12 protein-coding genes and 3 pseudogenes are annotated in these 21,972 nt (G+C 68.3%); 11 read left to right on the forward strand and 4 right to left on the reverse strand.

What is annotated here, in order from left to right:
• Positions 1-89: 89 nt before the first annotated feature.
• Positions 90-838, reverse strand: a pseudogene (locus tag IE265_RS20740) (transposase).
• Positions 839-999: 161 nt separating this feature from the next.
• Entirely contained in the window at positions 1,000-1,563 is a 564-nt protein-coding gene (locus IE265_RS20745; protein ID WP_190037128.1) for a Uma2 family endonuclease, read from the reverse strand.
• A 686-nt stretch (positions 1,564-2,249) separates the two neighbouring features.
• Here IE265_RS20745 and IE265_RS39540 point away from each other — a divergent pair.
• Positions 2,250-3,410, forward strand: a pseudogene (locus IE265_RS39540) (NsdA family TPR-like regulatory protein); the annotation flags it as partial.
• A 55-nt stretch (positions 3,411-3,465) separates the two neighbouring features.
• A complete protein-coding gene (locus IE265_RS20765) occupies positions 3,466-4,170 on the forward strand; it encodes a 2'-5' RNA ligase family protein (RefSeq protein ID WP_229916340.1) in 705 nt (234 codons plus the stop codon).
• 113 nt (positions 4,171-4,283) lie between these two features.
• Here IE265_RS20765 and IE265_RS38505 read toward each other — a convergent pair whose 3' ends face one another.
• Positions 4,284-4,907, reverse strand: coding sequence for an ATP-binding protein (locus IE265_RS38505; protein WP_229916341.1), 624 nt, complete (start codon positions 4,905-4,907; stop codon positions 4,284-4,286).
• A gap of 497 nt (positions 4,908-5,404) precedes the next feature.
• On the opposite strand from IE265_RS38505, the gene IE265_RS20775 reads away from it, so the two are divergent.
• From IE265_RS20775 to IE265_RS20785, 3 genes are all read left to right on the forward strand, one after another.
• A protein-coding gene (locus IE265_RS20775) for an IS5 family transposase (protein ID WP_444545246.1) occupies positions 5,405-6,195 on the forward strand; the annotation gives its coding sequence in 2 pieces (ribosomal slippage) (positions 5,405-5,738 and positions 5,738-6,195; 792 coding nt in all).
• 690 nt (positions 6,196-6,885) lie between these two features.
• The gene (locus tag IE265_RS20780; RefSeq protein WP_229916343.1) at positions 6,886-7,899 is read left to right on the forward strand and encodes an ABC transporter ATP-binding protein; all 1,014 of its coding nucleotides are present in this window, start codon (positions 6,886-6,888) and stop codon (positions 7,897-7,899) included.
• Between the two features lie 255 nt (positions 7,900-8,154).
• Complete coding sequence (locus IE265_RS20785; RefSeq protein ID WP_190037130.1) at positions 8,155-9,564, forward strand: aminopeptidase P family protein; 1,410 nt, start codon at positions 8,155-8,157, stop codon at positions 9,562-9,564.
• A gap of 1,223 nt (positions 9,565-10,787) precedes the next feature.
• Here the strand turns inward: IE265_RS20785 and IE265_RS20790 are convergent.
• Positions 10,788-14,645 (reverse strand): hypothetical protein, encoded by a 3,858-nt coding sequence (locus IE265_RS20790; protein ID WP_190037131.1) that lies wholly within the window; start codon positions 14,643-14,645, stop codon positions 10,788-10,790.
• A 1,211-nt stretch (positions 14,646-15,856) separates the two neighbouring features.
• Here IE265_RS20790 and IE265_RS20795 point away from each other — a divergent pair.
• The 6 genes and pseudogenes from IE265_RS20795 to IE265_RS20820 all read left to right on the forward strand — a co-directional run.
• Positions 15,857-17,458 carry a type I-E CRISPR-associated protein Cse1/CasA gene (locus IE265_RS20795; RefSeq protein ID WP_268255805.1) on the forward strand — a complete coding sequence of 534 codons (1,602 nt, stop codon included), beginning with the start codon at positions 15,857-15,859 and terminating at the stop codon, positions 17,456-17,458.
• A complete protein-coding gene (gene casB / locus IE265_RS20800) occupies positions 17,451-18,035 on the forward strand; it encodes a type I-E CRISPR-associated protein Cse2/CasB (protein WP_229916346.1) in 585 nt (194 codons plus the stop codon). Before IE265_RS20795 ends, casB begins: the two co-directional genes overlap by 8 nt.
• Positions 18,032-19,396, forward strand: coding sequence for a type I-E CRISPR-associated protein Cas7/Cse4/CasC (locus tag IE265_RS20805; RefSeq protein ID WP_190037133.1), 1,365 nt, complete (start codon positions 18,032-18,034; stop codon positions 19,394-19,396). Before casB ends, IE265_RS20805 begins: the two co-directional genes overlap by 4 nt.
• Positions 19,393-20,268, forward strand: a complete 876-nt coding sequence (gene cas5e, locus IE265_RS20810) for a type I-E CRISPR-associated protein Cas5/CasD (RefSeq protein WP_190037134.1) — start codon at positions 19,393-19,395, stop codon at positions 20,266-20,268. Before IE265_RS20805 ends, cas5e begins: the two co-directional genes overlap by 4 nt.
• Complete coding sequence (locus IE265_RS20815) at positions 20,265-21,014, forward strand: type I-E CRISPR-associated protein Cas6/Cse3/CasE (RefSeq protein ID WP_229916348.1); 750 nt, start codon at positions 20,265-20,267, stop codon at positions 21,012-21,014. Before cas5e ends, IE265_RS20815 begins: the two co-directional genes overlap by 4 nt.
• 459 nt (positions 21,015-21,473) lie before the next feature.
• Positions 21,474-21,972: pseudogene (locus IE265_RS20820) on the forward strand (transposase); the annotation flags it as partial.

Raw genomic sequence — 21,972 nt, forward strand, 5'->3', positions numbered from 1 at the left:
GGAACCTTGTCAGTCGTGCACCGCCGCAGGGATGGGAGGTAGTGCTCCCCAACGCGGCATGCGAACCCCGTTCGAGGCACTGAGCTTCTTCAGTGTTGCCTCTCCAGGGTGAGGATGGCCTTGGCGATTGACGTCATGCGGTTGGGGCTGCATCGGGATCTGCGGAAGATCCGCCAGGACTTCAGGCGGGCGACCCCGCGTTCGACGGGTGCCCTTGCCGCGGCCAGCGCACGGTTGCGGGTCTTCTCGGTGGGGGTCAGCTCCTGCAGGGGCCTGCGTTTGATGCCGTGGTCAGCCACGGGCCGGCGCCCTGGTAGGCGAGATCGGCCACGATCGGAACGCCCTGGCGCTCGCAGATCCGGATGATCCGGTGGGTTCGGGCGGCGGTCAGGTCATGGGCGCGGCCCGGCAGGGCGGGCGAGAGTCACAGCAGCCGGCCGTCGGGATCGGTGACGGCCTGCACGTTCACGCCGTGACGCCGGTGCTTGTGGGAGTAGTCGGCCCGGCCGTCGCCGACCCGATCGCACTCGGTGAGAGTCCCGTCGAGCAGGACGAAGTCGGGATCATGCTCGCGCAGTGTCTTCAGCAGACCTGGTGCACGGGCGGAGAGCAGGTCGACGACCGCGCTGGTGTAGGCGTGGGCGGTGGACTCGCTGATCCCGAACCCGGCGGCGAGCTTCGCCGGAGTGACGTGTTCGCGCAGGCACACCAGTGCCACCATCGCGCGCTGGGACGGCCCGAGCTTGCGGCGCCTGTCGCCCTCACGGGTGACGATCAGCATGGTGACCCACTCCACGAGTGCATGCGGCAGGTCAAGTGCGGCAGGATACGGAACCAACAGGGCTCCTGCGTTGCTGAGTTGAGGCGTCGAACACCTCCCTCAACGGCACGGGAGCCCTGTCCGTTGTGCGCCCCGATCCCACACCGCACCGTTACCCGACCGGTGGCCACTCTGAAGACGCTCAGTGATCCATAGCGGACTTGTCACAGGGCTTGCCGCTACTGGCGGGTGAGGCCGGCGGGATCGATGTCCACTGTGAACGGTGCACTGATCCGGGTGGTTGCGCCAGCGAGCGCTGTAGTGGTTTCCACGTATCGGCCGCCGTGCAGTTCGCTGACGATCAGCCGCGGTGCGGGATCAAACTCCAGGCGCCAGAAGTACGGAATGGCCGCTTCTGCGTAGAGGAGGGGCTTGAACTTGCGGTCCATGGTCTTGTTGCCGGGAGAAACGAGTTCGACCACGAGTTGCACCGCGTCCGCGTCCACGCTGACAGTGTCCTCGGCGGTGGCGCCTGCGTCGGTGACGACCAGGTCGGGCACCACCAGGCCGGACGGCAGCGTTACGTTGATGGCTTCGAGCACTTCCACCGGGGCTCCGGCCGCGCGAGCGGCAGCGTCCAGAATGACGTGGAGTCGGAAGGACGCCCGTTGGTGCCGGATCCCGGGGGCGGGTGACATCACGAGGGATTCGCCCAGTAGCTCGTAGCGCGTGGTGCGGTCTTCGGGCAGCGCCAGAACGTCGGCGACGGTCCAGGGGCCCGTGTGGTCAGTGGCGACGCTCATTCCTCCACCTCTTTCAGGTCGAGCGGTACTCCCAGTGTGACCCGGGCGGGGTTCCGCTGTCTTCGTCAGGCTGCACCTGTGGCTTCCTCATCGTAAGCGGGTGTATGGGGACGGTTGTCGTAGTGGTGCTCTCGCGTCCCTGCGCCGCTCCGACGCTCCCTTCGCGCCGGCCCTTGTTCGGTGCTGCGCGGAGGCTGCGCCGACGCGCAACCGGAGATGGCGCCTGCTCCCCCGTCCTGCGTTCCGCGTAATTCAGCGGCATAGAGGCACGAATCTGAGGTCTGACCTGCGAGGACATGGGCGAGGGCGCCTGAGAGGGATGAGACGAGCATCACAGTGAGCGTGCTGGCGCGGGACCGGCTGGCTCAGTTGGCCGCCGAACACGGTACGACGATCCGGAACCTGGTGGAGGAGTTGGCGCGGGACACGCCGACGAGGGCCGAGTACGCGGCGCGTGCTGAGCTGCCCCAGCGCGGAGGCCGAGGCGAGGGCCCGGGCGCTGCTGGAGCGTCTGGGCGGGGCGCAGCACGGCTCGCAGTCGGCCGCGTAGTAGCGGCAATCCCGGTCGTCCTCGACCACACTTCGGCGACTGCTCTGTACGACCCGAAGGATCCGTTCAACGAGGCGGTCGCCGCGTTCTATGTGCAGGCGTCCGGTGGGCTCGGAGATCTGTCCGCGCCAGCGCTGTCGCTGACGGCCGGCGACGCGGAGCGGCCCGGCCTGCTCAGCCACATCAAGAGGCTGCGGTTCATCCGGATCGAGGCATTCGACACCGACGCAGCCGTCACCGCCACCGGACTGCTGCGCTTCGGGCACTCCTGGGCCGCCGTCCACGCCATCCACGCCGCCCGCTCCTCAGCCGCACACCCGGCCGGGTGGTTCCTGCTCACGCTGACGCCCAAGGCGTACGCCGGCACCGGAGTCCATCCCGGCCAGTGACCGCCCACGCCCTCACCCACGGGGCTCGACAATGTACGGCCTTCACATTGCGCGGCCGCGAGCGATTTATCTCCGCCCACACTCTCCTCGACGGCCGCCAGCCCCCGCGCACGCGCCGGGATTTCTTCCGCCTCGCCGCCCGCGCTTCCGGTCTGCTCGGCTACATGGCCGTGAACACGGGCGACTTCGCGCTCTCGGCGGCGTACTGCACCGAAGCCCGGGATCTCAGCCGTGAGATCGGCGACCTGGACACCGACCTCTGGGCATGCGGAACCCTCTCCTTCAGCCTCTACTACGCCGGCCGGTACGACGAGGCGGACGCCTGCGCGGCCGCGGCCGCGGCCGTCGAGCGAGCCTCACGCCACGCCCAGTGCATCCGCCTCCTCGCAAACGGCCGGGCACGGGCCCTCGCCAAGACCGGCGACCGGCGTGCCGTCGAGCAGGCCATCGGACAGGCACTCCGCCTCTCCGACCTCCACGAGGTACCCGTCGGGCTGACCTCCTGCATCTCCTTCGAGCCTTACGGACGGGCCCGGACGCTGGCGAACGCCGTCACGTCGCACGTCGCGCTGCGCAACACGGCCCAGGTCCTGCTCGACGCCGAGCACATCAACGATCTGGTGGAGCACTCGTCCTCCTCCTGGAGCCGTTCGCTCGTACGCCTCGACGTCGCCACCGCTCTGCTGCAGCAGCTCACGCCCGACATCGACCACGCGATGGCGCTGGGCGGTGAGGCCCTGCAGTTGTGCGGAGACACACCGACCAGCTCCGTCTACCAACGCTCCCGTGACCTGCATGAGCAGGCCGGGCCGTGGCGTGACCACTCGGCGGTACGCGATTATGGCGAGGAGTTCCGGACCTGGAGCTCGCAGCCAGCGGCCCTGGCCATGGCGTCATCCGCGTCGTAGGCGCTGTCGATGTCGTCGTGCTCCGGGGCGGTGTGAAGCCGAAGGAGTACGTCGGGTGTCCCTGCTCAGCGCTGATCCCGCCGCGTTTCCCGCCGAGCCCCCCGCCGACACGCGTGATCCGGCGGTCACCGCGGCCCACGACTGGGCGGCGTTCAGCGCACTCGACGAGATGACCGACCACTGGGCACGCCCCGGCTGGTGGGACGGCAGCCGTGCGTACTACTGGATGCTGACCTTCCCGGATGATCAGCGGCTAGCCGCTCTCGCCGGGCACTGCCAGGAGGAGTTGGCGCCCCTCGGCCTCGACCCGGTGCCGACGGACGGACTGCACATAACCCTCGCCCGAGTCGGAACTCCCGGCGTCGTCACCCCCGGCCAGCTGGACAGCCTGGCGCAGGACGCCGAGGCGCTGCTGCCCTCCGCGTTCTCCGTATGCGCCATGCCGCTGGCCGGCTCCCGAGGCGCCGTCCGCCTGTCCCTAGGTCCCTGGGAACCCCTGCTCCGGCTGCACCACGCGCTGGCCAAGGCGGGGAACAGCGTCGATCTGGCCCCGAAGAAGCCGACGTCCGCTTTCCGGCCGCACCTGAGCCTCGCGTACAACAATCGTCGACGCCCCGCCGCCCCTGTCGTGGAGGTGGTCTCAAGCCTGCGTGCACTCCCGGCCGCCGAACTCTGCGTTTCGGCTGTCCAGTTGGTGGAGCTCCGCCGCGAGGGGCGGACGTACCGCTGGGATGTGCGGAAGAACGTCCCGCTCGGATAGCCCACCGGCGTCCAGGGCGAATACCACGACCACTTCCTTGCCGATCGGGGTCGGCCGGACCGACCAGTCGGAGGCCAACTCCCCGACAAGCAGCAGTCCGAGACCACTGCCTCTCAGCTCATCCAGCGACTCTCCGCGGAGCGTGCCCGGACCCTGGAGACATCCCGTCCCGCGTCGTGGACCCGCAGTACCGCCACGTCCCGGTAGACCTCCACGCACATGCAGTCCGGTCCGTCGGCTGTGTGCCTGAGCGCGTTGCCCACGAGCTCCGAGGTGACCAGAACGGCGTCGTCAACCCGTTCCGGCGCGGCACGTCCCTCGAGGAACTCTCGTACGTGTCTGCGCGCGAGGCCCGAAGGCCCCCGCATCGCCTGAACCCGGTACTGGCCGTTGAGGAAGCCGTTCCCGATGCAGTCGTCACCGGAAGGCTGGATGGCGACGGGCGGGCAGTACAGGGAATAGAGCGCTGCTCGTTCCCAGTCGCTCGCGCCCGCAGCAGCAGCACACAGAGCGTGCTCGATGAGGTCGTCGCCATGCCGGTGGAGGCGCTCGCAGTAGCTGCGAGTTGCGCCTGGATGGCTGAGAAGCCAGCGGCCCTTGGTGGCCTGCTCGGAGCCGAAGCCGGCAAGGATGCTCGAGGCACAGGCATGGTTGAGCATTTCGAGCACCCACGGCCGGATGCGTGCGGAACATCCTGGTGTGTTGATGTTTGTCCAGCCCTCGGGGCTGAGGAACACCTACCGGCAATCCAGCACCGAGCAGGCCAAGACCAGCGAACACACCAGGCACGCAGCCGATCCGAGCGCTTCACCCATCGACCCAATCCCTCTAAGGGTAGCGTGATCGATACACCGCCGAGCACCCACGGAACCCACGGAACCCACGCCAACTATGCCCCATTTGCCGGAATCGATGAAAGTGTGCGAAAACTCGCCTCGGGCGAACTAAACCCGCAGGTCGCACAGTATGCTCCCCGCACCCGCGGGGATGGTCCCCAGCGGCCGTCCCTCGCCGACGCGGCTCGGACCATGCTCCCCGCACCCGCGGGGATGGTCCCTGGGGCCCGGGTACGGCGGTCTTCTTGGCGGTATGCTCCCCGCACCCGCGGGGATGGTCCCTTTCGGCCCGGTACGCGGACGGCTGTAAGAGGTCCTAACAGAAGCTGTTGATCATGTGACTTTCGGCTTTGGCGGTCGTTGGTCTGGTCGTGGGGAAACGTCAGTCGCGGCCGTGGATCGTGTCGGATGAACTGTGGTCGCTCATCGAGCCGTTGCTGCCCGAGCCAGGGCCGAAGCTGGTCGATGGCAGACCGCGGGTTCCGGACCGGCAAGCCCTGTGCGGGATCCTGTTCGTGCTGCACACCGGGATCCAGTGGGAGTACCTGCCCCAGGAGCTGGGCTTCGGCTCGGGCATGACCTGCTGGCGGCGCCTGGCTGCGTGGAACGAGGCTGGCGTGTGGGACGAACTGCACCTGGTGCTGCTGCAGAAGCTGCGGTCGAAGGACAAGCTGGACTGGTCGCGGGCGGTGATCGACTCCTCTCATGTCAGGGCGGCCCGACGCGGCCCAAAAGCGGACCCAGCCCGGTCGACCGTGCACGGCCGGGCAGCAAGCACCACGTCGTCACCGACGCCCAGGGCATCCCGCTCGCGGTGTCGCTGACCGGCGGAAACCGCAACGACGTCACGCAGTTGCTGCCTCTGCTGGACAAGATTCCATCGGTGGCGGGTGTCGTCGGGCGGCCTCGACACAGACCCGATGCCCTGCTCGCCGACCGCGGATACGACCACGACAAATACCGTCGTCTGCTCTGGCAGCGCGGCATCCGCCCAGTCATCGCCGAACGAGGCGTGGAACACGGCTCCGGCCTTGGCATCTTCCGCTGGGTGGTCGAACGCACGATCGCCTGGCTGCACGGCTTCCGACGCCTACGGATCCGCTGGGAACGACGCGACGACATCCACGAAGCCTTCCTCGGCCTCGCCACCTGCCTGATCACCCACCGCCACGTCCAACGCCTTTGTTAGGACCTCTAAGGGCCTGCTCCCCGCAGACGTGGAGGTGTTCCGACGATCCTGACCAAGGTGCGGACGTTCGCGGTGTCCTCCCCGCCGACGCGGGGGTGTTCCGAGGGCTGAGCAGGGGCAGTGTCAGCTTCGGGCTACTGGGCGCTGCTCGGCCAAGCGGCCTCGACTGCTCGGATACGGCGACGCCCGCAACCTGTCCGCAGCGCCCGGCCAGCCCTGTTGGTGCGAGATGAACCTGGACGACGCCGTCGCTCAGATCGTGGCGCACATCCGGCAGTTCCGCCCCGACACCGCCGTCACACACGACGCACTCGTCGACATGCGCTGTCAGGCCAGAAGCGATACGCCCGCGCCCAGGCTCGCCAACGCTGCGGCCCGCGTGGTGCCGCGGGCCCAGCATCGGTCGACTCCAGGAGCCTGGGTCAGGGCAAGGAAGCGAGGATCTTCACAACGTTCTTCGCGCAGGTCAGTGGGCGATGCGGTTCATTACGGTGAGAAGTGGTGATGCCTTTGACGCCATCGTGATCTGCGCTTATGGCCCCAGGCGGGTGCCACCGCTCGTCGGCACGGTGCCGAAGCCCCTGATGCGCGACCCAGCAAAGCTGCCCTATCGCCTGTCGTCTCCCCGCCGAGGAACCCTGCGGGCGAGGGGATCTCATTCGCAACGCCTTCGGCCATGCAGTCGAAGCCGTGGCAGCCGCTCCGCTCCGAGCAGCACGCCCAGATCCCGCCACCAGCTCGGTCTCGCCGCGCCCGGAGCGCCGCGATAGCCGAGGCCTCGTCCAGGACGTCTTCGGCACACCGAAGCACGAGTACACCCAGTCATTGCTCAAAGCTGTACCCCGACTCGACCCGGTCTTCGACGAGGCCGATGCGCCGGCCGTCGCGAGGCCCGAGCCGGCCCTCGACATACGCGACCTCGTTGTCGAGTACGGCAGCCGAATCGGCGAAGGGTTTCGGGCCGTCGATCGAGCAACATTCGACGTCGCACCCGGCGAGATCGTGGCCCTGGTGGGTGAGTCCGGCAGCGGAAAGACAACGATTGCCCGTGCGGCCATCGGACTGGCACCCATCTCGGACGGCAGCCTGTCCGTCGTCGGACACGATTGGGCCGGCATCCGGCGCGCGGACAAGGCAGCAGTGCGCCAGCGCGTAGGCGTCGTCTTCCAGAACCCCGCAACGTCCCTGAACCCGCGCTACACCGTGGCGACTTCGGTGGGCGAACCGCTGCGCGTCCACCGCGGCCTCCGTGGACGAGAGCTGGATCAACGCATCGACACCTTGCTCGAAAATGTGGAACTCGATGCCAAGTGGCGGGACCGCTACCCGCACGAACTCTCCGGCGGCCAACGACAGCGGGTCGCCATCGCGCGCGCAATATCCCTCGACCCGGACCTGCTCATAGCCGATGAACCCACGAGTGCGCTCGACGTATCGGTGCAGGCACGAGTACTGGACACATTTCGCGAGCTGCAGGCACGGCTGGGTTTCGCGTGTCTCTTCGTCACCCACGACCTCGCGGTCGTGAACACTCTCTGCGATCGCGTCGTGGTGATGCACCACGGAAAGGTCGTCGAACAGGGCACTCGCAATCAAGTGCTTCACGCGCCCGCGCAGGAATACACAAGACGCCTGATCGCCTCCGCGCCCATACCCGACCCCACACTCCAACGGGAGCGACGGATCGCGCTCAAGGCCGGCTGAACCGGCGTGACGCCCAAGGCCGCCGTAGCGAGCTTCGGCGCCATGGTGTGCTCCCGGCACCCTCGCGCACCGCGCCCCCTTCGGCGATCTCCGAAAACCCGTGGAACAGAATCGCAGACCTTGACGTAAGCCCGCAGACGCGAACGTGATGGCGCGCAGGTCAGCGGCCTTGCCAACTCTCCCTTTCAGCGGCGGCTCGCAACGCTCCCCGGACGACGCCGCGGACGACACGACCTGAACGAAAAGGTGCCTGACGTGGCCAAGGGCCGAAAGAACGGTCTCCACCGAGAAATCTCCGACGAGCTGGGCGCCCTGATGCGCACGGGCTGGGCCCACACCACACAGCGCGATCTCCCGCCGGACGAGCAGGCGGCCCACGCGGCTCGCCGCCGCGCCACGCTCTCCGACCTGTTCCCGGGCGAGCGGCTGATCATCCCGTCCGGAGGCCTCAAGACCCGGTCGAACGACACCCACTACCCGTTCCGCCCGCACTCGGGCTATGTCCACCTGACAGGCGATCAGACCCATGACGGCGCGCTCGTGCTCGAGCCGCGCGCGGAGGGCGGTCACGAGGCGCACTGCTACCAACTCCCCCGCGACAGCCGGGACAGCGACGAGTTCTGGACGGGCATGACCGCGGAGTTGTGGATGGGCCGTCGCCGCTCCCTCGCCGAGTCGGAGCAGGCACTCGGTCTCCCCTGCCGTGACATCCGCACGATCTCTGCGGACCTGGCCGGCACGAACGTCCCGACCCGCGTCGTCCGCGGCCACGCCCCCGCGATCGAGGCCCTGCTCGTCACGGACAAGGAACGGGACGCCGAACTGGAGGAGGCGCTGTCGCGGCTGCGGCTGGTCAAGGACGCCTGGGAGATCGGAGAGCTGCGCCGGGCGGTGGACTCCACGATGCGCGGATTCACCGATGTCGTCAGGGAGTTGTCGCAGGCGGTCGCGACCTCGGAGCGATGGATCGAGGGGACCTTCTTCCGTCGCGCCCGCGTCGAGGGCAACAACGTCGGCTACGGTTCCATCTGCGCGGCCGGCGAACACGCCACGATCATGCACTGGGAGGAGAACGACGGACCGGTCCGCCCCGGCGAGCTGCTGCTGCTCGACGCGGGCGTGGAGACCCGCACCCTCTACACCGCCGACGTGACCCGCACGCTCCCGATCAACGGCACGTTCACTCCGCTCCAGCGCAAGGTCTACGACGCCGTGTACGAGGCGCAGGAGGCAGGCATGGCGGCGGTGAAGCCGGGTTCACTGTACCGCGACTTCCATGACGCAGCCCAGTGGTCGATGACCGAGCGGCTGGTGGAGTGGGGCTTCATAGAGGGCCCGGTGGACCGCGCCCTCGACCTCGGTCTCCAGCGCCGCTTCACCATGACAGACACCGGGCACATGCTCGGGCTCGATGTCCACGACTGCGCCCAAGCCCGCAACGAGGACTACGTCGACGGCGTCCTGAAGCCGGGCATGGTCCTCACTGTGGAGCCGGGCCTCTACTTCCAGCCGGACGACCTGACCGTACCCGAGGAGTGGCGCGGCATCGGCATCCGGATCGAGGACGACCTGCTGGTCACGCCGGATGGCTACGAGAACCTCTCGCGCGCGCTCCCCCGCTCGGCCGACGAGGTCGAGGCATGGATGCGGGAGTTCGCCGGATAGTCCGCATGCGGCCCGCGGAACCGGCTCAGGAACCATCCCCGCGGACGCTGGGAGCAGCCGACGCACCCGATGGCGTTAACCGTCTTGTCGGGACCATCCCCGGGGGACGCTGGAAGCAGGACTCCCAACCGAGGGACTCCACTCTTGAGCGACCATCCCTGCGGGGCGCGGGGAGCAGGTGAGTCCGGTCCCAGCCACAGCCGCCCGCCGGGGACCATCCCCACGGGCGCGGGGAGCAGGACGACGCCGCTGACGTTCTCGCCCGGCTCGAGGGACCATCCCCGCGGGCGCGGGGAGCAGGGCTGGGGAAGGGCGTCCACCATCCGGCACGCGGGACCATCCCCGCGGGCGCGGGGAGCAGCGGGCGGACGGGGATCTCCTCGAGCAGGAGTCGGGACCATCCCCGCGGGCGGCGCGGGGAGCAGATCGCGTCGTCCGTCACCCGGAAGCGCAGCGCGGGACCATCCCCGCGGGCGCGGGGAGCAGGCCTCGTCGTCCTCCGCGGCCGCGGCCGCCTTGGGACCATCCCCGCGGGCGCGGGGAGCAGACTGCGCGACCTGCGCCTTTAACTCCGGCACGGCCAATCTCGGAGCACTTTCAGAGAAATGGACAATGTGGACATAGAACAGCCATCGCCTTTCACCGACACCCGACCGTCCGCTCCACCCGGAAGGCCCAGCCAGCGAGCCATGCGCTCTGGCGTGTTCGTTAGTTTTAGCCTGCTGGGTTCTGGTTTACCGGTAGGCATTTTCCATGACGGGTGGGGGAATTGCTGGCGAACGCTCGAGCCGGCTGAGCACTTCACCCATCGACCCACTCCCTCCAGGGGTAGCGTGATCGATACACCGCCGAGCACCCACAGAACCAAGCGCCACCTATGCCCCATTTGCCGGAATCGATGAAAGTGTGCGCAAACTCGCCTAGGGCGAAACAAACCCGCAGGTCGCGCAGTCTGCTCCCCGCGCCCGCGGGGATGGTCCCGGCACCGCCGCCGACCAGATCGAGGAAGCCAACTGCTCCCCGCGCCCGCGGGGATGGTCCCCCGGCCGCCGACCTCGACATCGGCGACGCGCCCTGCTCCCCGCGCCCCGCGGGAATGGTCCCACCGCCGGCCCCATGAAGTCGAAGGTCTGGAACTGCTCCCCGCGCCCGCGGGGATGGTCCCTCCGGCCCCTGGAAGCTGGTCGAGGCGCTTGGCTGCTCCCCGCACCCACGGAGATGGTCTACCTCGGCACAGTCACCCTCGCAGCCCTCATGAACCCGCACATGATCCAAGAGACAGCGCCCAGAGCCGTAGGGGCCAGTTCAGGAAGCATCACAATCGTGTGGGTCCAATCGCCAGATCTCAGTAGGCTTCGCGCAATGTGCCGGGCCGTCTTCTGGTCGGGAGGATCACCCTCGCCGGACGCATGCGCGAGCGCCAGACAAGTCCTGACGACCCTGTCGTCGGCTCGCCAGTTCGTGGACAGGGCCACCGAGGCTCCGGCGAGGTGCGTGGCGGCTGCGCTGAGCGCCGCTGCCCGCCCGTCTGAGGTCCGTGCCGTCTCGGCATGGTGCCGGAGGGCTGCGCTGTCGCCCGTCACAGCAGACATCAGTGCGAGTTCTGTACAGGCTGGTTGCCCCGGTTGAAGCGAGCGCTGCCATCTGCTCTTCATGCCCGCGACGAGGGGGTGGTCCTCTTCCGGGATGTGCCCGAGGTGTTCCAGCAAGGCAATGACGGTCACCGACGGCGCATGCCACGACGTGGCGGTGCCTGCGCAGGAAAGTACGGCACGTCGGAGCGCTTGCCGCAGGCGCGGGTCGGGTTGCCGAGCGTTGGGATAGGCGAGCAGCAGAGCCGCGAGCTCGGGGAGGAACCGGAACGGGATCCCCTCGTCAATTCGTTGGGCCAGGCCCTCGACGAGTGGCTCGGCGATCTGTGCCGCCGCTGCGGGACAGTGGTGTACCAGTCCGGCAGCAACAGATGTCAATGCCTGCCGTTTTACCGCGGTGCCGGTGCTATCTGCGATCGTGGCTGTCGCCGCCGGCCCGTCGCCAGCGTAGGCGAGTGCTTGGGCGACGAGGTTCTTCAGGTCGGGGGGCGAGTCGTCGGACAGCAAGTGTGCCGCCCCGCCGGCATGACGCTCTGCTGCTTCGCTGTGCCCGCCGAGAGAGGCCCCGAGAGACAGTGCCGCCAGGTGGCGGACGCGGTCCGGAGTTCCGGGCAGACTGTTGGAGAGGGCTTCGGCCGTCGCGAATTCTCCTGCCGTCCCCAAGGCTTGTGACAGGGCCATCATCCAGCCTTCCAGGAGCGGCGGGCGCGTGGTCGTGATGGGCGAGCGCCGCAAAGCGGTCTCAAGCAGTTCACGACTGCGCAGGAGGTCGCCGGAACTCAGGTGCTGCTCTGCCTCGTGAAGCCTCAGAAGATGATCGGGCATTGGGCTGTCGTCAAAGGTGGGCAGGCCCATGGATGGCCTGTGCTTCTTCGCACGCTGGAGTGTCGGAGTGGGCCGAGACTTCCTCGTCCCGGTTGCGGGTTTCACTTGCTGCGATCTGATCCGTTCGCCCTCGGCTCTCCCTTGCTCGCGCTCCCCGTCCTTGAAACGGCGGTGCGCATTGTCCAGCTCTTTGAGAGCGGCTGCCGCCTGCCTGTCCTGGTGCGCTCGGCACTCCTCGCCAACTTCGATGAGTACTTGCGCCCGCTCAGGAAGAAGGTCGCCGAGCACGCCTATGTGCAGGTGTTCGGGCAGGGACGCCAGCAGTTGTTTGATGTCGTCGAAAGCGTGCCGCGTGGATCCTCCCGTCTCATCCACGGCCCGCGTGAGGCGGGCCAGTGTGCCTGCCAGTTCGCGGCGGAGGTGGGCCTGATCGTTCTCGGACAGTGCGTCAGGGTCAGCCAGCGCTTCGGCGAAGAGAGCCAGCGCCGTTCGTGTCGCCTTCAGAGCCACTTTTGGGCGTGGGGCGGGCAGTCGGGCGAGCGCCGGGGCGGCGGCAGCCCATACATCGACTGCTCCCAGCCCGTCCTGGGTGGTGAGTTCCTCGCAGATGGCCATGATGTGATCGCCAGCGATGCCGCTGCGTGGAGGGTTGGCGTGGGCGAGTGCACTCCAGAGGTCGACAGCGGCCGTGCGGGCGCGGGTACTGCCCTGGCTCAGGGTCTCCGCACGTTCGTGCAGTGCCGCAGCAATGTCCAAGTCCTGGACGGTGATCAGGATTTTGGCTGCTTCGGTCAGTGCCTCGACTCCCGCGCCTTGATCGCGGACTACAGCGCGGAGAAGTGATCGGGTGACACTGCGCCTGCCCAGTTCGACCAGTCTGCGGGCGGCTTCGAGGATCCGGGTGTACGTCGTCGGGTCTTGGAGCGGGCCGGGGAAGCCATGGCCGAGGTGGGTGAGCCATCCTTCTGCTTCTTTTACGACAGCGTCCGCTCCTGGCCGGTCCGCGTAGGCCATCTCCACCGCCACATCCGCGAGGTGGACGGCTCGTGCGGCCGGGGTCGGCGCGTAGCGGGCCACGTCGCGCGCGCGTGCGTCTTCACCCAGCCGGACGAGGAGCGCGGGAGCGCCGAAGGGCAGCTCACGCGCCTCGCCCTGCAGGACGGTCCGAGCGGCGGCCAGCGGGAGAAGTTCTGCCAGGTCGCCCGGCAGAGGGTCGGTGCCGTTGGCGTCGATCTCCGCCTCGTACGCGTCGAGTTGCGCGAGAGCCACATCGTGGCCGGCCACCGAGGCGAGTCGGCGCAGCCGTCGGGGGTCGAGGAGGTACGCGGCGCGGTCGGTGGCGTCCATCGAGAGGCGTTGCCCGTATGTCAGGGGGTAGGGGGGCGTTGCCTCGGGCCAGCCTGCCGTCTGCCACCGCTGCGCCCAGGTGAGGAGCGTGAGGGTGTGCCGTTCGATCTCCTCGTCTCCCAGGTCTGCACGGACCTCCCGGGCGAGATCGGCTCCGGCCAGGGCATAGGTTTGGAGTACTGGATCGTCCAGAACGAAGGCGCGCCCTTCGGGGCCTCGTAACAGGCGGTCGATGCGGTCGGCGGAGACGCCGACCAGTTCGGCCGCGTCCTGCGCGCGCAGGCCCCCGCCGGCCACGGCGAGGAGTCCCGCCACCGTTTTGCCCAAGGTGGTGGCGGCTGGTGGTGTCCGCCGGCTCTGCGGTGTCCCTGCGATGGGGCTGAGAGTACGCACGTGTTTGCGATGGCGCAGCGGATGCCGCGCAGCAACGTCCTCGGGAAGGACTGCCCAGCGCCGCAGAGAGACGATCACGCGCATACCGGCCGGAGGAGAGGCCGGCAGAAGCGCGGCGATGCTCCCACGGGGGAGGTCGGCATCGGTGGGGCTGTCCCCCGGGGCCGGGCCGGACCAGGCCACGTCGTCGTCGAGGCCGTCGACGACCAGGACGAGCTTGCGCTTGTGCTCCGCGCTCCTGTCTGCTGCGGCAGTAAACAGCTGCCTCAGCGACGGGGCTCCCCTCGGGATCCACGGCTGGGGCGGACATCGAAGCAGCGCGCCGATCTGCTCGACCATGCACTTCTCGAACTCGGCCCGCGTGTTGAGGCCGCACGCGGCTGAGACGAAGAAGTTCAGGATGTCGACGCCTCTGGGAGGCCGTCTGACGTAGTCGGCAAGTAGGACGGTCTTGCCCACGGGGGCGTCGGCCTGCCAGCACAGATACGACGGTTCCCCAGAACCGGAGTTCCGGATGAAGGCGTTCATGACCGCACGTTCACTCGCGCGCTCGCGGAAACCCGGTTGGGCAGGTTCAGCGGCCGGCCCGTGCGGCTGGACGAAGCGACCGCGCGCGTCCTTCGCCCACAGTTTCGTGGTCTGCTCGTGCTGCCTCTGGGTTCCTGCCTGCTGAGCCGCGCGCAGCGCGGCTTCCCATTCGGCGTCCGTGCGGACCGCGCTACCGGCCCATTGCTGCAGGGTGCGTACAACGAGCCAGAACTCTTCCGTCCGGCCCGCCGATGGGGCGCTGTGCCCGAGGCGCCAGTCCCGGAGAGTGGGGCGGGGAACCCCGAGCTGTCGTGCCGCGCCGCGTGGCGGCCCGGCAGCTTCCCACAGTTGGGTGAGCATCGCGCTCAGTTCCTCGGGCTCGGAGTCCTCGGTCATGCTCGCGCCCTCTCGGCATGCGACCGGCGAATGAACGCTGACCGGGTCGTCAAAGAATCCCCCTTCGACCTGCGGAAATCGCGAAATCAGGAAGGTGGCAACTCGCCGTCACCTGGCCCAGCTCGCGACGCTGGGGCCATCACCACAGCAGCCGGTTCCGGCTCTCTCCAGGAGGATGGCCCGTGTCCCAGATTTCGCAAATGCTCTACTGTACCGCCGCTTTGAGCGCGTGCGCAGGCTTGCTGTACGCAGGCGTCCTGTTCACTGTCGCTCTGGTTTCGGTGCTCGCCCCAACCTCCGAACGTCGCAAGGACGCACGAACCACACTCGCCATTCTCGTGCGCCGCCGGGCCCGGTGACTGGGACACGCTTCGGGACCTCGCGCGCCGGGCACTCTCCCACCAGCACGGCCTCGTCGGCCGAGGCAGGTATCAAGCGCCGTCCCGGCCCAGAACCCGAAGAGCTCGAGGTAGCACTCCCTCATCCGAACTCGACTTCTTTAAGCGCCTTTCTGGAGTATCCAAATTCATGTTCGATTCGCGCAGTACCTTCGCAGACATGCGAGATCGCGGTAGACATGCACCTACGTGACGGCTCGCCCTACAAGCCGTGTCGGCGGCCCCCGCTCTGCATCTGCAGAGGGGATGCCTCGACACGGGGGATGCTCATGGACGGACCGGTACGCGAATGGCTGGGGCGCCACGGAGGAGACTTGGTACTCATCCTGGTCGCTGCGGTGGTCAGCTCTTTATTCGATCGCCTCTGGTAGACGGCCGTTCTTGGCGCAGCAAGCGCGCCAAGAACGGCCTGCCCCAGCAGTAGGCGGTTCCCGTTCCGCGCAATCGGGACGGGAACCGTTCCGCGGCATCGCCGGCCTGCCCGCGATGCCGTGCCGAGGCTGCCGATAAGGCTCGGCAGCTCACAGTGTATGGAGCGGCCGCGTCAGAACTGCACCGTGGAAGGAGAGTTGAACGGAATCTGGAGAAGTGTTCTCCCGCCGACAGCGGGAATGGCCCGTCGACTCCTTTGAGGGCACTACTTGAGTCTTCCCCGCGTGCGCGGGGACTGCCGGCCCCTGGCATCCGGGGAATGTGCCGGGCCGCGGTGCAACTGTGCGGCTCTTCCGGCCGACTGCCGGTCAGCTGGCTGATCCACCTCCGACGGGAGGGTGCCCCATCCGCTGTTCACCACTGAGAGAGCGGTAGCCAGAATTGCCCGAATCTCCCCCGCCCGGACCCGACGGGCAGCGTCTCAGCTGGGATCCTCGCCGTCAGCCCTGCATCCCGACCGTGACCGTCGACGGCGCGACCGCCCATCACTCTCTGTGCGCGCTCCTGGCTGAGGCCGATGAACTGGCCGCCGTGGACTGCACTTCACCGGGCGAGACAGTCGCCGTCATCGAGTACTTGATGGCCATCTGCTTCGCCTCCCGAACCGCTCCGTCCTCGGACGAGGAATGGCGTGCCTGGATCGTCGGCCAGCGGGACCTGGCGTCGGCCGCCGCCTGGCTGGACAGCCAGCCGGACGACGCCTGGGACCTGTTCCACCCGAGTGTCCCACTCGCTCAGAACTCCCGACTCGCCAAGGACCTCATTGAGAGCGGCACCGGAACAGCGCAACTGGTCATCGAACACGCCGGCGACTACAACCAGCACTTCGACCACCACCACCTCGAGCTCAACAATCCACTGCCGGCAGCAGACGCCTTCCGCGCCACACTCACCCAGCACATATACGGCCCCTACGGGCGCGCCCGGATGCCGGGAAAGGAACTCGGCGCCAAGGTGACCAACCTCGCCGCTGGCCGCCTCACCGGAAGAGTCCGCGTCGTCGCCCTGGGGCAGACGCTCGGCGAGACACTGCGCCTGAACCTCTACCCGCCCGACGGCCCTGCGGATTTCCTCAACACCTCCTGGACCACCGCCGGCGTCGACCGCCGTACATTCGACGAGAAGCCAAGACCCCGGGTGCCGAGAAGCTCCGCAGACCTCCACAGTGCCCTGGGGCGCTCCGTGCTCCTGCACCCGGAGCGCGGGCCACACGGACAGATCGTCGTCGACAAGGTCCTGATCGGTGCCGGCGAACTCCTGGAACTCGACCCGGAACGGCACCTGCAGGACGCGGTGTTCCACGCTACGACGAACAACACGCGCAAGCCGTTGTGGCCGTCCCCCAGCAGGGCCCTCTGGCAAGAGGCCCACGCCCTCTACAGTGCCGTCCGGGACGATCGGATCGGACTGTACGCGCGACTGCGTGCCCTTCCATACGAGCGGAGGGGCAGCGGGGCCCCATACCAGCTGTGGGCAGTGGGACTGCTTGCCAACAAGACCCTGCCGGTCACCTGGACGCACGGCACCTACCCCTACGCCCCGGGCATGGCCGCCCACCTCTACCGGGCATCCCGCCGGGGCTCCGACATCGCCGAACACATCGCGAGAAGCCTGAAAAACGCGGCCATCGTGGCCGCCGAGACAGCCTTTCCCGCCATGCGGGACGCGGACGAGGCCGGCCAGGTGGCGCGGCTCGACGCCCGGTGGGCGTTCTGGCCCGCGGCCGAGTCCCCCTTCCACGAACTGCTGGACGAGGTGGTCGACAGAGGACCGCAGGACGACGACCCGGTGTCCGAGCCCCTCATCACCTACGCACAGGAGTTGCTGACCACCGGCCGAACCCAGCTGCTTCAGCGTCTGGACACCCTGCCGCCGAACGACCGCAACCACCGCGCGCGGGCCCGGGCCGAGCGGCTCTTCGAGGATGCCATGGCCGATGCCCAAGCCCCGGCCGAACTACGAGGGGAGATCGCGCGTGACTGAGCACCACCTGTCCCCCGGAACAGACCCGGAACACCCTGTGGTGCCGCACGACAGCGCGGCACTCACCGCCTGGCTCACCACACTCGTCCGCAACCGTGAGTACGGGACACTGGCCGAGCTGCGCCGGGCCCATGGCGGCACCAACGCGCACATCCGCGCCGGCTGGTACGGCGGCGATGCCCACCGGGCTCTGTTCGAACGGATGGCCTTCCTGTTCGCCGTCTACCACCAGGGACGTCCGCAGCCCTCGTACGGTCACGGCAGCCTCGGCGCCGCAGCCCGCCGGATCGGTGACGGAACCGGTCGCGGGCCCGACAACCCCGGAGCCCAGCGCCTGCTGGACCGGCTGGTCGCAAGCCGCCGCGTCCCCTGGCGCCACCTCCAGCACGCAGTCACCCGGCTGCGGTCCTGCGAACAGCCGCCCCCGTCCTGGACCGGACTGACCGACGACCTCCTCAACTGGAACGACCGCAAGGAGCGCGTCGCCTACCGGTGGTCGGTCGAGTTCCACACCCCTCCGGCGAGAGACCGTCAAGCACCGAACGAACCGACGACGCGGAAGGACACCCCCTCGTGACCGAGGCAACACCCCGAAGCCAGTTCCTCTCCCTGCACCTCCTCGAGACCTTGGCGGCGGTTCTCCCGGTGCGCGACGAGAACGCCCAGCCCAAGACGCTTGTCTTCGGAGGCGTGGAACGCCACATGATCACCAGCCAGGCCCGCCGCCGCGCCGAACGGGTGTACGCCCGCAACCGTGCCAACGAGGGCCGTGGAGCGCTCAAAGGCCGGAGCATGGGCGTCCGCACCCGGGAATGGGCGCTTCTCGCCGGACGCGAACTCGAGTCCACCCACGGCTGGGAGAAGGAAAGGGCCATCGACACAGCCCGCGCCGTGATGGAGGGCAGCGGCCTCAAGTTCGGCGACGCACAGAAGCGCACTGTGGCCAACCTGACGAAGGTCCTCATCTTCGCGCCCTCCGACGCCGCAGTGAAGATCGCCGACCACATCGCCGCTCATACCGCCGAGGTCGAGGAATGGCGCAGCACCTACCGCGAAGCCCAGGCCCGAGCGGAGGCAGCGAAGAAGGCCCGTCGTGCAGCCAAGAAGAAGGCCGCGTCGCCACCACAGACGCAAGAGCCGGAGGAATCGCCCACGGCCGAACCGGCCGCATCCTCCCTGCCGCCGCTGCCCAAGGCCACCCGCGACGCCGTTCTGGTTGCCCTCGCCCCCCGCGACGCCGTGGACATCGCTCTGTACGGCCGCTTCCTCGCGGAAATCCCCGATTCCCCGAACGTCGACGGCGCCATTCAGACCGGTCACGCCTTCACCGTGCACGAGGCCGAACAGATCGAAGACTTCTATGCCGCAGCCGACGACGCAAAACTCGACCGCAAGCGCAATGCCCTCAGCTTCCTCGACGCCGCCGATGACGCGGGGGCCGGCATGACCGGCTACCAGTCCCTGATCTCCGGCACCTTCTACCGCCACGCTGTCCTGGACCGAACCCAATTGCGCACCAACCTGCAGGTGGCAGGCATGAGCGAAGAAGAAGCCGAGACAGCCGCGTCGGAAGCCGAGAAGGAGTTCGTGAACGCCTTCGTCGAAGCGTTTCCGGAGGCCAAGAAGAACTCCACCGCATCCACCGGGTCCCTGCCCGCACTCGTCCTCGCCTTCGAGGGAGAACGCCCCTACAACTACGCGTCAGCCTTCCAGCGGCCGGTCGACGAAGGTCCCGTATCGGCAGGCGGGGAAGGACCGGCCGGTCCCGCAGCCGTGCGCAGACTGCTGCGTCACCACACCTTCGTCAGCCATCGCCGCCAGGACCTGCGCACCGCGAAAGTGCTCACCTACGACCCTGAGATCGACACACTGCTGGGAGAACTGGCGCTGCCCGACTCACTGACCGTGGTGGAGCAAGCCGAGGACCTCACCCCGTGAGCGACCCGCACGTGCTGCTCGTCCGGCTCGCCAGCCCTCTCCAGTCCTGGGGCCTCACAGGCCGGTTCACACTCCGTGACACACACAGCCGCCCCACGAAGTCCGGCGTGATCGGCCTGTGTGCCGCAGCACTCGGCCTCGATCGGGAAGAGCCCCTCGGAGAACTCGCCGAGGTCCTCTTCGGAGTCCGGGCCGACCGACCCGGAACGCCGCTGCGCGACTACCACACGGTCGGCGGCGGCACCTATCCTCTACGCCCCCGTGACCTCCTCACCGACCACCAGCGCGCCGACAAGGCCACGCCGCAGTCCATACCGGAGGAAATGCAGCCAGGACCGTTCGGCCGCAGCGAACTCGCGGCCTGGTACGGCTCACCGAAATACGTCGCCGCAGACCCGGCCTCGGGCGCCCTCGTCTCACGGGAGGTACGCCGCCACGCTCTGATCACCGAGCGCTGGTATCTCGCCGACGCCGCCTTCCTCGTCGGTCTGGAGCACCCCGACCAAGCACTCCTGGAGCGCATCGCCCACGCCCTGGAGCACCCAAAACGCCTGCTCTGGCTCGGACGCAAAGCGTGTCCGCCCTCCGGCGACATCGCCCTCGGAGTCGTTCCGGGCCCCCTCAAGCACGCCTTCGAGACACACGCCCTGCTCCCCGAAACGCCTTCCTACGAAGGCGAGTCGCATGCTCCGACAGTAGGCGCCCGCCCATGGGCATGGATCGAAAGCCCGCGCCCGCTGCCCGGTACCGGTCCCCTGTCGGACCAGCCCGTACGGTTCGGCGCGGACGGGGGCATTCACGGCCTCCGCTGGGAAACCCGCCACCGCATCACCATCGGCCCGCACGCCCGTGGATGGGACATCATCCTGTGAACACGACAACGGCCACGTCGCATGCACCGTCAAACCCCGGCGGTGCCGCCAGGTTCGTCGCCACCCAGACCTTGCTGGCCTTGGACGCCCGACACCCCTACGTCGCGAAATCCCTCATCGACGCACAGGACATGCACCGCACCGTCATGAGCGGCTTCTCCGGCTGGGTGGACAACGACAGCCCAGGCGCCCGCTCCCAGATGAACATCCTGTCCACCTGGACCGCCGACCTGCGGCAGGCACGACTCAACCTGGTGGTGCAGTCGTCCGTCCCCGCCGACTGGAGCGGCATTCCCCGGGCTGCACTGGCCGAACCGCCGGAGACTCTCACCATCGACCGCACCTTCCGCGCCGGCGACCGCGCCGACTTCCGAACGGTCGTCAATCCCGTCCGCAGCATTCCCGCCCCGCCGGGCTCACCACCGAAGACCCGCGGAACCCGGGTCCCCCACACCCGCCCCGAACACGTAAAAGCGTGGTTCTCACGCCGCCTGCAACCATCCGGCGAACCCGCCACCGGCCCCGATGGAGTCACGCGCATCGGAGGCAACGCGGACACCGAACGCCTCGCCCTGCGCATGCTCCCGCAGGTCTCCAGCCCAGCCCCGCACAAGGGCCTACGCATTGCCCGCGCAGAAATCAAAGGCAGCCTCACAGTGACCGATCCAAAAACATTTGTCGCCGCCCTCACGCAAGGCATCGGACATGCACGCGCCTACAGTTGCGGCCTGATCCTCGTACGCTAACCACTGTTCCAAGTCATCGACCGCCAGTGGCGGCTTCGCCCGGGCTGCTCGCACAACATCATCCGGTCCGCTGCACCCCGCACCCCGCACCCCGCACCCCGCACCCCGCACCCCGCACCCGCGGGGATGGTCCCTGTCCGTTCGCGTCGGTGTCCAGCTCGATGTCCTGCTCCCCGCAATCGCGGGGATGGTCCCGTCTGGGCGGTCACGGGCGATGCCGGGTCCGGCTACTCCCCGCACCCACCGAGTGGGCTAGCCGACCAAGTGGGCACGCACTCAAGGCATCCCGCCTCTGCCGAAGTCCCCGAAAGATCACCCTGGGTGGGCCGACACCGCGCTGGCGCCCACCGGATCTGCCTACCGTCTATTCGTCCGCGCGGTCCCCAACTGTCGCCGTCGAAATGCGGGGTGAACCGTTCCGGGTTCGATAGGGACTCGATCATTTGAGAGGATCGAGTCATGGCACGCCCTTCCCCTTACCCCCTTGAGCTGCGCAAGCGTGCGGTCCGCATGGTCGCCGAGGTGCGGCCGGAGTACGACACCGAGTGGTCCGCGATGAAGGCGGTCGCCGCCAAGCTGGGGATCGGGACGACCGAGACGCTGCGCAAGTGGGTCCGCCAGGACCAGATCGACAACGGAGCCCGGGCGGGGACGACGACAGAAGAGTCCGCGCAGGTCAAGGCGATGAAGAAGGAGATTGCCGAACTCAGGCGGGCGAACGAGATCTTGAAGGCGGCAGCGAGTTTCTTCGCGGCCGAGCTCGACCGGCCACACACGCGCTCGTAGCGTTCATCGACGAGCACCGGGACCGCTTCGGCGGTGTCGAGCCGATCTGCCGCGTGCTCACCCAGCACGGCTGCAAGATCGCCCCTTCCACCTACTACGCCTGCAAGAGACGCCAGGTGGCGCCCTCACCCCGGTCCGTGCGGGACGAGGGGCTCAAGGAGCAGATCAAGGA

Origin of the sequence: Streptomyces fructofermentans (assembly GCF_014651055.1) — a bacterium.
GTDB lineage: Bacteria > Actinomycetota > Actinomycetes > Streptomycetales > Streptomycetaceae > Streptomyces > Streptomyces fructofermentans.

What these genes read in the sequence shown, in the direction of transcription:
- IE265_RS20745 (WP_190037128.1), bottom strand. Translation starts at nt 1,563, where the DNA reads ATGAGCGTCGCCACTGACCACACGGGCCCCTGGACCGTCGCCGACGTT.
- IE265_RS20790 (WP_190037131.1), bottom strand. Translation starts at nt 14,645, where the DNA reads ATGACCGAGGACTCCGAGCCCGAGGAACTGAGCGCGATGCTCACCCAA.